This is a genomic window from Halococcus saccharolyticus DSM 5350 (assembly GCF_000336915.1).
Classification (GTDB): domain Archaea; phylum Halobacteriota; class Halobacteria; order Halobacteriales; family Halococcaceae; genus Halococcus; species Halococcus saccharolyticus.
Map to the genome: position 1 here is coordinate 1 of NZ_AOMD01000006.1, position 12,745 is coordinate 12,745.

The 12,745-nt window shown below is 66.6% G+C and carries 12 protein-coding genes and 1 pseudogene; 10 read left to right on the top strand and 3 right to left on the bottom strand.

The features are described from left to right. Positions 1-32: 32 nt before the first annotated feature. Both C449_RS01870 and C449_RS01875 read left to right on the top strand, forming a co-directional pair. A pseudogene (locus C449_RS01870) lies at positions 33-824 on the top strand (xanthine dehydrogenase family protein molybdopterin-binding subunit); the annotation flags it as partial. After that, on the top strand, positions 824-1,714 hold the full coding sequence (locus tag C449_RS01875; RefSeq protein ID WP_006076183.1) for an FAD binding domain-containing protein: 891 nt from the start codon (positions 824-826) through the stop codon (positions 1,712-1,714). The pseudogene C449_RS01870 and the gene C449_RS01875, both read left to right, overlap by 1 nt. A 58-nt stretch (positions 1,715-1,772) precedes the next feature. Here C449_RS01875 and C449_RS01880 read toward each other — a convergent pair whose 3' ends face one another. After that, a complete protein-coding gene (locus C449_RS01880; protein WP_006076184.1) occupies positions 1,773-2,411 on the bottom strand; it encodes a hypothetical protein in 639 nt (212 codons plus the stop codon). A 259-nt stretch (positions 2,412-2,670) separates the two neighbouring features. On the opposite strand from C449_RS01880, the gene C449_RS01885 reads away from it, so the two are divergent. The 7 genes from C449_RS01885 to C449_RS01915 all read left to right on the top strand — a co-directional run bounded on the left by C449_RS01885 (position 2,671) and on the right by C449_RS01915 (position 10,648). Further along, positions 2,671-3,639, top strand: coding sequence for an AAA family ATPase (locus C449_RS01885; RefSeq protein WP_049913821.1), 969 nt, complete (start codon positions 2,671-2,673; stop codon positions 3,637-3,639). Further along, positions 3,639-5,039: a VWA domain-containing protein gene (locus tag C449_RS01890; protein ID WP_006076186.1), complete on the top strand. Its 1,401-nt coding sequence runs from the start codon at positions 3,639-3,641 to the stop codon at positions 5,037-5,039. The genes C449_RS01885 and C449_RS01890 overlap by 1 nt, the downstream gene beginning before the upstream one ends. Next, positions 5,036-6,178 (top strand): XdhC family protein, encoded by a 1,143-nt coding sequence (locus tag C449_RS01895; RefSeq protein ID WP_006076187.1) that lies wholly within the window; start codon positions 5,036-5,038, stop codon positions 6,176-6,178. The genes C449_RS01890 and C449_RS01895 overlap by 4 nt, the downstream gene beginning before the upstream one ends. Positions 6,179-6,258: 80 nt before the next feature. Then, positions 6,259-7,242: a mevalonate kinase gene (mvk, locus tag C449_RS01900; protein ID WP_006076188.1), complete on the top strand. Its 984-nt coding sequence runs from the start codon at positions 6,259-6,261 to the stop codon at positions 7,240-7,242. Between the two features lie 52 nt (positions 7,243-7,294). Then, positions 7,295-8,026 carry an isopentenyl phosphate kinase gene (locus C449_RS01905; protein ID WP_006076189.1) on the top strand — a complete coding sequence of 244 codons (732 nt, stop codon included), beginning with the start codon at positions 7,295-7,297 and terminating at the stop codon, positions 8,024-8,026. Between the two features lie 181 nt (positions 8,027-8,207). Next, positions 8,208-9,554 carry a ribonuclease J gene (locus tag C449_RS01910; protein ID WP_006076190.1) on the top strand — a complete coding sequence of 449 codons (1,347 nt, stop codon included), beginning with the start codon at positions 8,208-8,210 and terminating at the stop codon, positions 9,552-9,554. After that, positions 9,551-10,648, top strand: coding sequence for a polyprenyl synthetase family protein (locus C449_RS01915; protein ID WP_006076191.1), 1,098 nt, complete (start codon positions 9,551-9,553; stop codon positions 10,646-10,648). The genes C449_RS01910 and C449_RS01915 overlap by 4 nt, the downstream gene beginning before the upstream one ends. Positions 10,649-10,695: 47 nt before the next feature. On the opposite strand, the gene gatA is transcribed toward C449_RS01915, so the two are convergent. Beyond that, a complete protein-coding gene (gene gatA, locus C449_RS01920) occupies positions 10,696-11,967 on the bottom strand; it encodes an Asp-tRNA(Asn)/Glu-tRNA(Gln) amidotransferase subunit GatA (RefSeq protein WP_006076192.1) in 1,272 nt (423 codons plus the stop codon). Further along, positions 11,964-12,242: an Asp-tRNA(Asn)/Glu-tRNA(Gln) amidotransferase subunit GatC gene (gene gatC / locus C449_RS01925; RefSeq protein WP_006076193.1), complete on the bottom strand. Its 279-nt coding sequence runs from the start codon at positions 12,240-12,242 to the stop codon at positions 11,964-11,966. Before gatC ends, gatA begins: the two co-directional genes overlap by 4 nt. 270 nt (positions 12,243-12,512) lie before the next feature. Between gatC and C449_RS01930 the strand changes: the two genes are divergently transcribed. Further along, positions 12,513-12,745 (top strand): TFIIB-type zinc ribbon-containing protein (locus C449_RS01930; protein WP_006076194.1); only part of this gene is annotated, 233 nt, incomplete at its 3' end.

A 12,745-nucleotide genomic window follows, 5' to 3' on the forward strand; every position in this document is an offset into this window, starting at 1 on the left:
GCCAGCCCGCTCAGAGATGTGTATAAGAGACAGGATCAGCGCTCGCGACGAGTTCACAGAAAGTGGTCGAGAAGGCCAAGAAGATCGCGGCCCACCACCTCGAAGCGGGCGAGGAAGACGTGGAGTTCGCAAACGGCGAGTTCAGCGTGACGGGCGCACCGGAACGCTCGATGCACATTCAGGACGTCGCCCAGCAGTCCTACCTCGCCCACGATATGCCCGAGGGGATCGAGCCGGGACTGGAGGAAACCTCCTTCTACGACCCCGATAACTTCGTGTTCCCCTTTGGTACTCACATCGCGGTCGTGGAGGTCGACCCCGACTCCGGCGAGATCGAGTTCGAGAACTACGTGGCCGTCGACGACGTCGGCCCCCAGATCAACCCGAAGATCGTCGAAGGCCAGGTCCACGGCGGCGTCGCCCAGGGGATCGGCCAGGCGCTCTACGAGGGTGCCGAATACGACGACAACGCACAGCTGGTGACGGGCTCGATGCAGGACTACACGGTGCCGAAGGCCGAGCACATCCCCGAGATGGAGACCGACTCGACGGTGACGCCGAGTCCACACAACCCGCTCGGCGTGAAGGGCGTCGGCGAGGCGGGGACTATCGCGGCCCCGCAGGCCGTCGTGAACGCAGTGACGGACGCACTCCAGCCATTCGGCGTCGACCACATCGACATGCCGCTCACCAGCGAAGCGGTCTGGCGGGCGGTGAACGACCCAACTGCGACCGACGAGGACGGAGCTGGCGGCGAGGCGGTCGCGGACGGTGGAGATGAGGCCGCGAGCGACGACGCAGCGGCCGGCGGGGGTGACGACTGATGTACCCCGACGAGTTCGACTACTACGAGGCGGATAGCGTCGGGGAGGCGCTCGATCTTCTCGATGAACATTCCGATGCGGAGACCGAGCTGCTCGCCGGCGGCCACAGCCTGCTGCCGGCGATGAAAACAGGATTATCGAGCCCTGACGTCCTGATCGATATCAGCGGTATCGACGCGATGCACGGCATCGAGGTCGATGGGGACACCCTCTCGATCGGTGCGATGACCCGATACAGCGATCTCACGGAGTCCGACGCGGTGGCCGAGCACGCGCCAGCGCTGGCGGAGGCCGTCCGCCAAGTCGGCGACGTGCAGGTCCGCAATCGGGGAACGATCGGCGGAAATCTCGCCCACGCCGACCCGGCCGCCGATCTCCCGGGTGCGGCGATCGCCTCCGACGCGACCCTCGTGGTCGAGGGTACGGACGGCGAGCGCTCGATCCCGGCGGACGATTTCTTCTTCGGGATGTACGCCACCGACATCGGTCCCGACGAACTCCTCACCCGAGTGGAGATCCCGTCGGCTGACGGCGGGGTCGGCGCGTACGCGAAGAAACCGAGTCCTTCGTCGGGCTACGCGATGGTCGGTGTCGCCGCGCTGCTCGACACCGATGGCGGGACCGTCGAATCCGTCCGCGTCGGCGCGAACGGCGTGATGGACCACGGGGTACGACTCGGGCCCGTCGAGGACGCCCTCGCGGGTGGGTCGCTCGACGCCGAAACGATCGCGACGGCCGCGAGTCACGCCGGCGACGATCTCGACGAAGACATGATGATGTCGGATCTCCAGGCGTCGAACGAGTTCCGCGCTCAACTCCTCAAGGTGTACACCGAGCGGGCGCTGACCGCGGCGATGGATCGCACCGGCGGATCCGCGGCGGCCGACTGACACCCGCGGTCGATCTCTCCCGTCGCTTCTCGCTGCCTGACGACAGAATCGAGAACCATCAGTCGTCGGAGCCGTGCATGGCACGGGCGAGTGCGGCCCCGCCGACGCCGACGAGGCCCGCAAGGACGCCGAAGCCAGGCCCCTCACTGGTCGTGGTTTCAGTGGCCTCCGGCGTCGCTGTCGGATCCCCGGCTCCGAGCCGCGCAACCGCTTCGGGATCGAACTGCTCGATTTCGAGTCCGATGACGTCTCCCGAGCACTCGTGAGTCCGATTGATGATACCGACCGATCCGACGTCGATCGTCGCCTCGCGGCTACCGTTGGTGTGGATGACCGTGTCCGCCGATCGGGGGCTCTCTCTGAGGCGGTCGACGAGCATCCCCGTGTACCGGTTCGAGCTGTCGGGTGACCACGAGGCGAACTCGCAGTTTCCGACCGCCTCGGCCGTCGTCGACTCGGCTTCGAGGTGGTTGAACAGGAGTATCTGCCCGGTGTAGTTCCCCGCGAAGCCCTGCTGTGTCGGGATCACCACCCGGATCGTCCGTCGGACACGCGCCGATCCGTTCGCGGTCGATCCGTTCGTCCCCGTGTCGTTCGAGCTCGTTCCGTTCGACTGGGCTCGTGCCTGCTGTGCGAAACCACCGACACCAGCGATACCGCCGATCTGTGCGAGCATCGTTCGGCGTGTTCGCGCCATTCTCGTCGTCGCTTTTGGCTGGTCGGGGTTACGTTTCGGGCCTGCATTCGCGGGCCGAGCCACCGCGAGGTGGGTCGAGCCGGCTGCTAGCGACGAACTGGTTATACGTCTCGACCCCTTGTGATAGGTGAGAACGCGTGTCACTATCGACAACCGACACGAGTCGACGTGGAGCCGCCCCCTCCCATCCAAGTCGGTTTCGGGAGTCGAAGTTACGAACGGACCGCTGTCGATCGACGACGCCACATCGGGGGGCGAGATGACCGCCGATCGCACCGCCACGTTCGCCGACGCGACCGAGGCGGACATCCGGGCAGCCTTCGACGCGGAGAACTACGTCGCGGGCGACGAGATCAGTACGACAGTGTCGCTCGCGCTCCGACTCGGCAAACCGCTGCTCGTCGAGGGTGAGCCGGGTGCGGGGAAGACCGAACTCGCCAAGGTGCTGGCCGGCGGGTTCGACGCCGATCTGATTCGACTCCAGTGTTACGAAGGACTGACCGCAGAGAGCGCGCTCTACGAGTGGAACTACACCAAACAGCTGCTCGCCGTTCAGGCCGCCAGCGGCCCTGGATCGGGAGCGCTGGGTACTGGTGACAGGACCGAGAACGACCCGGAACGAGCGGGCGATTCAGTATTTGCCGAGGAGTACCTCCTCGAACGGCCGCTGTTGCGCGCGCTGCGTGACGACGGACCACGAGTGCTCCTGATCGACGAGGTCGATCGAGCCGACGAGGCGTTCGAGGCGCTTCTGCTCGAAGTCCTCTCGGACTTTCAGGTGACCGTTCCCGAACTCGGCACCGTGCAGGCGACGACGCCACCAGTCGTTGTCATCACCTCGAACCGAACCCGTGGCCTCTCGGACGCGCTCAAGCGCCGGTGTCTCTATCTCCACGTCTCGCCGCCATCCCTAGAAAAAGAGCGGGCGATCCTCGAACGCAAAGTCCCGGAACTCGACGGGAGGGTGGCCGCGGAACTGTGTGGGATGGCGAGTCGACTCCGTGAGGAACCACTGCTCAAGCCGCCCGGTGCGGCAGAGACGATCGACTGGGCCAGAGCGGTCGCTGCGCTCCGTCACGACGGTGTGGACGGATCGATCGACCGTGACGAGATCAGGAACACGCTCGGCTGCCTCCTGAAGGAAGTCGAGGACATCGAGCGCGTCGACGACGATCTGCTCGTAACGCTGCTTGACGCCGCCGAAACGGCCCGTGCGGAGGCCGACTGATGGCCGACGAACCGAGGGACGACGAGTTCGGCATCCCGGGCGACGGCCCCGCGACCGAGAGGATCGGCCCCTTCGAAGCGAACGGGTCCGGGGTTCCGGACTTCGTCGCCGCGCGCGACCACGTTCGCGACGAACTCGTCCGATTCGTGCGCGCGCTCCGGCGGGCAGGTGCGGACGTGCCAGCGAACGCCGCGACGACCGCCGCTCGGGCGCTGGTCGTCGTCGGGTTCGACGACCGCGACCGCGTGCGGACCGCGCTTCAAGCGTGTCTCGTCACCGATCGCGCCGATCGGACGACGTTCGACGATCTGTTCGACGAGTTCTGGCGACGACTGACCGCGGGCCTGGATTCGGGTGGGCCGGCGGAACGGGCCGACGACGGCCCCGACGGTGGGTTCGCGCCGCTCGACGCCTCACCGGCGTCGGAAAACGCCGAGGAGACCGAAGTTAGCGCGGAGGAAAACGACGAAACCGAGGACACGGGCAGTGGTCGGGAACGCTGGGATCACGGCGCGGTCGTGGGCCGCGGCGAGAACGCAGCCGACAACGAGGAGGCAACGACAGCGAGCTACAGTCCGAGCGGCCGGCGAACTTCGGTATCCGTTCCCGGTATTGCGAACGCGAAACTCGACGAGACGTTCCGTGAACTGACGGGCGCGCTCGCCGAACTGGCGGGGCGACGGTGGGGGCGTGGCGACGACACGCCCGACGTCCGACGCGCGCTCCGGGCCAGCGTCGGTACCGGTGGGACGGTCGTCGACGTGCCCGAGCGCGAGCGCCGCCGGACCGCGGTCCAGGCGTGTCTGCTGGTCGACGTGAGCCGGTCGGTGCTCGACGTACTCGATCGTTCGTTCCTGATCGGATTTCTCCGACGAGCCACGGCGGAGTGGCGCGACGTGCGCGTGTTCTTCTTCGACGAAGACCTTCGGGAAGTCACCGAGTCGTTCGACGCGCGGAGTTCGCAAGCGGCGCTCGACGCACTCGACCGCGGGGAGGCAGAGTGGGGCGGTGGGACCAAAATCGGTGAATCGCTCGCACAGCTCCGCACGAGTTCTCCCGAGGCCGTCTCGCGCGAGTCGGCGGTGTTCGTGCTCAGCGACGGGCTCGAAATGGACGATGTTGACACGCTAGAACGCGAGGCAGCGCAGCTCTCGCGTCGTGCAGGCGCGGTGTTCTGGCTGAACCCGCTCGCGGCCTCTCGAGAGTACGAGCCGACCGCCCGCGGGATGGCCGCCGCACTGCCGTACGTCGACGGGCTGTTCGCGTTCGCCGGTCCCGACGACCTCGCCGAGATCGCGCGCCAGCTCGATCGCCGGGGACAACACGGACGAATCGGCTACGAGTACGATCCCCGACGCACCGAATCGAACCAACACTCGACGATACACCCCACATCATGACCGACACGAACTGGAGCGTTCCCGAGACCGAAGTCCTGTCGGCCGTCGGCGACGCGCTCAACGCCGGCCGCGAGGCCGTCATCGCGACGGTCATCGACGTCGAGGGCAGCGCCTACCGACGGCCCGGCGCGAAGATGGTGATCGAGGCGGACGAGAGCGCGGGCTCCGTGACCGCCGGCTGTCTCGAAGACGAGGTTCGGTCGATCGCCGCCGACGTCCGTGCGGTCGGCGAGCCACGGGTCGAGACGTTCGATCTCACGGGCGACGACGGGACGTGGGGCCTCGGGATGGGCTGTAACGGGATCATCACGATCCTCCTCGAACCAGTCGACGAGAGTTATCGTCCGATCGTCGAGCGCGTCGCCGAGGGCGGCGACGTGGGAGTAGCGACGGTCGTCGATGGCGACCGGCCGCGCGGCGAGCGCGGGTACTACACCCCAAAAGACGGGTTCGCTGGCGATCTTCCCGACTGGCTGCGTGCCGAACTCACGGATCCGACCGCGGGGCTGCTCGATCGGGGCGAGGCCGACACGCTACGGATCGATCGCGACGAGAGGAGCGTCGAAGTGTTCGTCGACGGGATCGAGGCTCCGCCACATCTCGTGGTGTTCGGATCGGGGCCCGACGTCGGCCCGGTGGTCGACCTCGCGAAACGGGCGGAGTTCCGGGTGACGGTGGTGGGATTCCGCGGTGCGCAGGCGACGAGCGAGGCGTTCCCGGCCGCCGACGAAGTGGTCGCGATTTCACCGGCGAACATCGAGGACGAAGTCGATTTCGACGCCGACACCCACGCAGTCGTGATGACGCACAACTTCGTCGACGATCGGCTCGTACTCGAAGCGCTGCTCGACACGCCGATTCCGTATATCGGACTCATGGGACCCGAAGAGCGATTCGAGGAACTGCTCGACGCGTTCGCCGACGACGGCGTTACGCTACCGGAGAACGCGCTTGATCGGATCTACACCCCGATCGGTCTCGATCTCGGCGGTGACTCGCCCTATCGGATCGCTTATAGTATCGTCGCCGAACTCCTCGCGGTCGCGAACGACCGGACGCCTCAGCATCTCTCCAATCGGGAAGGACCGATCCACGACCGGGTCGATTCCAGAACGGTAGACAACGTGGCTCCCGAGTGATCGATCCGACGATCGGTCCGTGGACGATCAGGCCTCGGTGGAGTCGCAAACACTGTTAGGCCCCCCATCGGAAGGCGTACATGGCTGTCTCCAGCGCTCCTGGCAAAGTCTATCTCTTCGGCGAGCACGCGGTGGTCTACGGCGAACCCGCGGTGCCGTGTGCGATCGAGCGCCGGGCGACGGTCGAAGTCGCCACACGCTCGGACGGACGACTCCGGGTCGACGCCGGCGATCTCACCCTCGACGGGTTCACCGTCGAGTACGGCGGCGACGGCGCGCCCGATGTCGACGTGCCCGAATCGCTCGTCGAGGCGGCGACGGGCTACGTCGACGGCGCGGTCGAACAGGCCCGCGAAGCGGCCGACGCACCCGAGATCGGCTTCGACGTCGCCATCGAAAGCGCGATCCCGCTCGGAGCCGGATTGGGATCGTCCGCAGCGGTGGCCGTTGCCGGAATCGACGCCGCAACCCGAGAGCTCGGCGTCGAGCTCCCTCCCGAGGAGCTCGCCGAGCGAGCCTACCGGGTCGAACACGGGGTCCAGGACGGGGAGGCCTCGCGCGCGGACACGTTCTGCTCGGCGATGGGCGGCGCAGTCCGGGTCGAGGGCGAAGACTGCCGGCGGCTCGACGCTCCATCGCTCCCGTTCGTGATCGGGTACGACGGCGGTGCGGGCGACACCGGCGCACTCGTCGCTGGCGTCCGCGAACTCCGCGAGGAGTATGACTTCGCCGCCGACACCGTGAGTGCGATCGGCGACCTCGTCCGCCAGGGCGAGCGCGCACTCGACGAAAACGATCTCGACGAACTCGGTCGACTGATGGACATGAACCACGGGCTCCTGAGCGCGCTCGGCGTCTCCGCGCGCTCGCTCGACGCGATGGTGTGGGCCGCCCGCGAGGCGGGTTCGCGCGGCGCGAAACTCACCGGCGCAGGTGGGGGTGGCTGTGTCGTCGCGCTCGACGAGACCGAGGCCACCCGGACCGCGCTCCACTACACGCCTGGCTGTGAGGAGGCGTTTCGGGCGGAGCTCGACACCGACGGCGTGCGCCAGGAGGGCGGATGACGACCTCGTTGCGAGTGGAACGAACAAACGGCAGGGAAGGGAGCGAAGCCGCATGACCACCGTCCTCAAGCTCGGGGGAAGCGTCATCACCGACAAATCGAGTCCCGAAACGCTCGACGAGACAAACCTCGATCGTGCCGTCGATGTGGTGGCAAATCACGACGAGCCCCTCGTTCTCGTCCACGGCGGCGGGAGCTTCGGTCATCACCACGCGAGCCAGCACGGTCTCAGCGACACGGTGGGGAGCCACGATCCGGCGGCGGCGCTCGCGGTCCACGACGCAATGGGAGAGTTGAACGATGCCGTCGTGGATGCGCTCAACGAACGCGGTGTCCCCGCGCTCCCGATCCACCCGCTCTCGGCCGGCGCGCGCGACGATGCGGGAGACCTCTCGCTCGCGACCGGTAGCGTCGAGACGCTGCTCGCAGAAGGGTTCATGCCCGTGGTTCAGGCCGACGTGATCGCCCACGCGAGCCGTGGCGTGACGATCGTGAGCGGCGACGAACTCGTGGCCGTGCTCGCCGAATGCGTCGACGCCGACCGAGTCGGGCTGTGCTCGGCAGTACCAGGTGTGTTCGACGCCGACGGCGACGTGATCGATCGAATCGAGTCGTTCGATGCGGTCGCCGACGCGCTGGGCGGCAGCGACGCGACCGACGTGACGGGCGGAATGAGTACGAAGGTCCGGACGCTGCTCGACATGGATGCGCCGGCGTGGGTGTTCGGGATCGACGGACTCGAAGGGTTCTTGGACGAGGAATCGCCGGGAACCCGGGTCGGATAGCCCACCGATGACGACGATCGTTCGACGATCCACGCCGAGCCACGCAGTTTTTAAGACCCCTGGCCCGTAAGCACAGGTATCCGAGAGACCGCCCCGGGTGCGGTCGGGGCGGCCGGGCGGGTCATACGACCTCGCCAGCCGGCATTCGAGCGTGTCCGCGGGCGGCTCGGGAGTGACAACTATGGAAATCGATATTGCAACGATCGGCGGCTACGAAGAAGTCGGCCGACAGATGACGGCCGTGCGGGCGGGCGACGACATCGTGGTGTTCGACATGGGCCTCAACCTCTCGAAGGTCCTGATCCACGACAACGTCGAAACCGAACGGATGCACAGTCTCGACCTGATCGACATGGGCGCGATCCCCGACGACCGGGTGATGAGCGACCTCGACGGCGAGGTTCAGGCGATCGTGCCGACCCACGGTCACCTCGATCACATTGGGGCCATCTCGAAGCTCGCCCATCGCTACGACGCGCCGGTGGTGGCGACGCCGTTCACGATCGAGTTGATCAAACAGCAGATCGAGAGCGAGGAGAAGTTCGGGGTCGGCAACGACCTCGTGAAGATGGACCCCGGCGAGTCGATGGAGATCGGCAACGGGCTCGATCTGGAGTTCGTGAACGTCACCCACTCGATCATCGACGCGATCAACCCCGTGCTCCACACGCCCGAGGGCTCGATCATCTACGGCCTCGACAAGCGGATGGACCACACGCCAGTGATCGGCGACCCGATCGACATGGACCGCTTCGCCGAGATCGCCCGCGAGGGCGAGGGCGTGCTGTGTTACATCGAGGACTGTACGAACGCCGGCCGCAAAGGTCGGACGCCGAGCGAGCAGCACGCGCGCAATCACGTCAAGGACGTGCTCTACAGCATGGAGGATTACGACGGCGGGATCGTCGCCACCACCTTCTCCAGCCAGATCGCACGCGTGACGAGCCTCGTGGAGTTCGCGAAGGACATCGGCCGTCAACCCGTCCTGCTCGGCCGGTCGATGGAGAAGTACTCCGGAACCGCCGAACGTCTCGACTTCGTCGACTTCCCCGACGACCTCGGGATGTTCGGGCATCGCCAGTCGGTCGATCGAACGTTCAAGCGGATCATGAACGACGGCAAGGAGAACTTCCTGCCGATCGTGACGGGTCATCAGGGCGAGCCGCGTGCGATGCTCACCCGGATGGGCCGCGGCGAGACGCCATATCAGCTCGACGAGGGCGACAAGGTCATCTTCAGCGCCCGGGTCATCCCCGAGCCCACCAACGAGGGCCAGCGCTACCAGTCCGAGCAACTCCTCGGGATGCAGGGCGCGCGGATCTACGACGACGTCCACGTGTCGGGCCACCTGTCCCAGGAGGGCCACTACGAGATGCTTCAGACGCTCCAGCCCCACCACGTGGTTCCGGCGCACAACGATCTCGAACACCTCGCGCGCTACATCGACCTCGCCGAGGACCAGGGCTACGAGCTGGGGCGTGACATCCACGCCTCGCGCAACGGCAACGTCATCTCGCTGGTCGAATGAGCGACGAGGGGGCGGTGCTCGACGCGATCGCAGCCCGGCGCGAGCTGATCGACGACGCGCTCGTCGAGCGCCTGCCGATCCAAGAGCCAGAACGCCTCTATCACGCCTCGCGTCACCTCATCGACGCCGGCGGCAAGCGGCTCCGCCCCGCAGTCACCCTGCTCGTCGCCGAGGCACTCACCGGGATCGAGCCGCCGAACGCGGACTACCGCACGGTCCCGACGCTCGATAGTATCGATGCCGGAAGCGTCGGCGCTGCGGCGGGCGTCGGCACTGGCGATGACGTCGACGGCACGACGATCGACGTGATGGCTGCAGCGACCAGCATCGAGACGATCCAGTCGTTCACGCTGATCCACGACGACATCATGGACGCGGACGACCTCCGACGGGGCGTGCCAGCCGTCCATCGGGCGTACGACCCCGAAACCGCGATCCTCGCCGGCGATACACTCTACGCGAAGGCGTTCGAATTCATGCTCGATGCGGGCGCACCGCCGGCACGCACCGTCGAGGCGCTCTCCGAGCTCGCTCGAACCTGTACGCTGATCTGCGAAGGCCAATCACTCGATGTCGCCTTCGAAAGCCGCGACGACGTGACGACCGACGAGTACATCCACATGGTCGAGCAGAAAACGGCAGTGCTCTACGCGGCGGCCGCACGGGCTCCCGCCGTCCTGCTCGGAGCCGACGACGCGACCGCCGACGCGCTCTGCCAGTACGGCCTCGACGTCGGCCGCGCATTCCAGATCCGCGACGATGTCCTCGATCTCACGGTGCCGAGCGAAGAACTCGGCAAACAGCGCGGCAGCGATCTCGTGGAAGGAAAGCGGACCGCCGTCACGCTCCACGCGCGCGAGCAGGGTGTCGACGTCGAGGGGTTGATCGACGTCGACGACCCCGAAGCGGTGGACGAGGCTGCGATCGACGCGGCCGTGGCACGGCTCGACGACGCCGGCAGCATCGAGTACGCGCGGACGCTCTCGCGCGATCTCGTCGATCGCGGGAAAGAACGGCTCGATGTCCTGCCCGACTCGACCGCCCGCGATCACCTTCGCGATCTGGCCGAGTACCTCATCGAACGCGGGTACTGATCAAAAAGCAGCGATGGGGCGAGGCTGCCCCCATCGAACGTCCGCGATTACTCTTCTATCGCGCTGCCCGCTCGCACGATCTGCTCCTCGCCGAACGCCGGACCGATGAACTGAACCCCTACTGGGAGTCCGTCGGCAGTTCCGGCGGGCACCGAGATCGCGGGCAGATCGGCGAGGTTCACCGGGACGGTGTTCGCATCCATCAGGTAGAGCTGGAGCGGATCGTCGAGGCTCTCGCCGAGTTTCGGTGGGAGGACGGGCATCGTCGGACTCGCGAGCACGTCCGCATCGGCGAGCGCGCCATCGAAGTCCTGTTTGATCCACGCGCGGGCGTCCTGTGCCTTCTTGTAGTATTTGTCGTGATACCCAGCCGAGAGGGCGTACGTGCCGAGGAGGATCCGGCGCTTGACTTCCGGTCCGAAGCCAGCCTCGCGCGATCGCGCGAACGCGTCGTTCCAGTCGCCGTCGAATCCGCCGGATTCACCATACCGAACGCCGTCGAATCGGGCGAGATTCGAGGAGGCTTCCGACATCGCGATGACGTAGTACGCCTGCACGGCGTGGGCGAGCGAGTCGAGTTCGACCTCGCGGATCTCGGCTCCCTTGGCTGCGAGGTCGTCGATGGAGTTCTCGAAGGCCGACTGCACCCGGTCGTCGGCTCCCTCGACGAGATCGGTGAGGACGCCGACGGTCATCCCCTCGACATCGCCGTCGGTGGCGGTCGCGTAGTTCGTATCGTCACCCTGAGAGCGCGTCGTCGCGTCGCGTTCGTCCGCTCCCGCGATGACGTCGAGGAATTCGGCGGCCTCTTCTACTGTCGGCGCGAGCGGCCCGATCTGTTCGAGGCTGTTGGCGTAGGCCACGAGCCCGTACCGCGAGACGAGACCGTAGGTCGGTTTGAGCCCGACGACGCCGCAGAACGCGGCAGGACACCGAACCGAGCCCCCGGTATCGGAGCCAAGTGCGAGGTCTGCCTCGCCCGCGGCGACCGCCGCCGCGCTCCCGCCCGACGACCCTCCTGGAACCCGCTCGTCGTCGACGGGGTTCGTCGTTGGCCCGAAGTGGGAGGTTTCGGTGGTGGTGCCCATCCCGAACTCGTCCATGTTGGTCTTCCCCTCGATCGTCGCGCCCGCCTCCTTCAGCCGTTCGACCACGGTGGCGTCGTACGGCGGGACGTACTCTGCAAGCATCGCCGAGCCGCAGGTGGTCCGGACGCCCTCGGTCGAAATGTTGTCCTTTACCGCAACTGTCCGACCGGCGAGCGGTCCCGACGATGCAGCCTCGATCAGCTCGTGAGTGATGAACGCGTCGTGGCTCATCCGACCGGTGGCCCCTCGAAGTAGCCGTCCTCGGTGTCCGGTGCGTTCCGCAGTGCCTCGTCTTGGGTGAGTCCGGCGCGCACCTCGTCCGTCCGAAGAACGTTCGCGAGGTCGGGGTCGGATTCGACCTCGGGGACCTCGTCGAGCGTCTCGAAGTAGTCGAGGACCTCGGCGAACTGCGCGGCGAACGCCTCGACCTCGTCCTCGGCGAGATCGACCCGCGCGAGGCCAGCGACGTGGCGGACCGCGGCCGGGTCGACGCTCCCGTTGCTCATATCCACACGGGAACTGCGCCGGCACTAAGGGTTTCGATAGCGCCGGTCGGCATTCGGTGAAGGCTCCGATGCCCCCTCTGGGTAGCCGGTCTGCCGAACACGGTACCAACTGCCCGGAAAGCCAGGGTTCGGTGATCGTCCAAGCCAGCGACGAGCGGACGAGAAAAAACCTCGAAACCGGCGGAGGATTTATATTGCTCGGTCCCAAACACAAAAGCACTTCGAACGTTCTGTAGTGTCGTCGAGCACACCATTCGAGCATCCAGCATCATGGCCGATACGCGCGAACGCACACGAGAGACCGAGGAGGAGAGCGACGCCGAAACCGAACACGAAAGGGAGGCAGATCGGGAACAAGAACACGAGGAAGAGGCTCCCGAGGACGAGTTGATCTGTCCGGAGTGTGGCGGCCGACTGGTCAGCGACACCGAGCACGGCGAGACGGTGTGTACCGACTGCGGACTGGTGGTTGAGGCCGACGAGATCGATCGTGGCCCCGAGTG

What these genes read in the sequence shown, in the direction of transcription:
- C449_RS01875 (WP_006076183.1), top strand. Translation starts at nt 824, where the DNA reads ATGTACCCCGACGAGTTCGACTACTACGAGGCGGATAGCGTCGGGGAG.
- C449_RS01880 (WP_006076184.1), bottom strand. Translation starts at nt 2,411, where the DNA reads ATGGCGCGAACACGCCGAACGATGCTCGCACAGATCGGCGGTATCGCT.
- C449_RS01885 (WP_049913821.1), top strand. Translation starts at nt 2,671, where the DNA reads ATGACCGCCGATCGCACCGCCACGTTCGCCGACGCGACCGAGGCGGAC.
- C449_RS01890 (WP_006076186.1), top strand. Translation starts at nt 3,639, where the DNA reads ATGGCCGACGAACCGAGGGACGACGAGTTCGGCATCCCGGGCGACGGC.
- C449_RS01895 (WP_006076187.1), top strand. Translation starts at nt 5,036, where the DNA reads ATGACCGACACGAACTGGAGCGTTCCCGAGACCGAAGTCCTGTCGGCC.
- mvk (WP_006076188.1), top strand. Translation starts at nt 6,259, where the DNA reads ATGGCTGTCTCCAGCGCTCCTGGCAAAGTCTATCTCTTCGGCGAGCAC.
- C449_RS01905 (WP_006076189.1), top strand. Translation starts at nt 7,295, where the DNA reads ATGACCACCGTCCTCAAGCTCGGGGGAAGCGTCATCACCGACAAATCG.
- C449_RS01910 (WP_006076190.1), top strand. Translation starts at nt 8,208, where the DNA reads ATGGAAATCGATATTGCAACGATCGGCGGCTACGAAGAAGTCGGCCGA.
- C449_RS01915 (WP_006076191.1), top strand. Translation starts at nt 9,551, where the DNA reads ATGAGCGACGAGGGGGCGGTGCTCGACGCGATCGCAGCCCGGCGCGAG.
- gatA (WP_006076192.1), bottom strand. Translation starts at nt 11,967, where the DNA reads ATGAGCCACGACGCGTTCATCACTCACGAGCTGATCGAGGCTGCATCG.
- gatC (WP_006076193.1), bottom strand. Translation starts at nt 12,242, where the DNA reads ATGAGCAACGGGAGCGTCGACCCGGCCGCGGTCCGCCACGTCGCTGGC.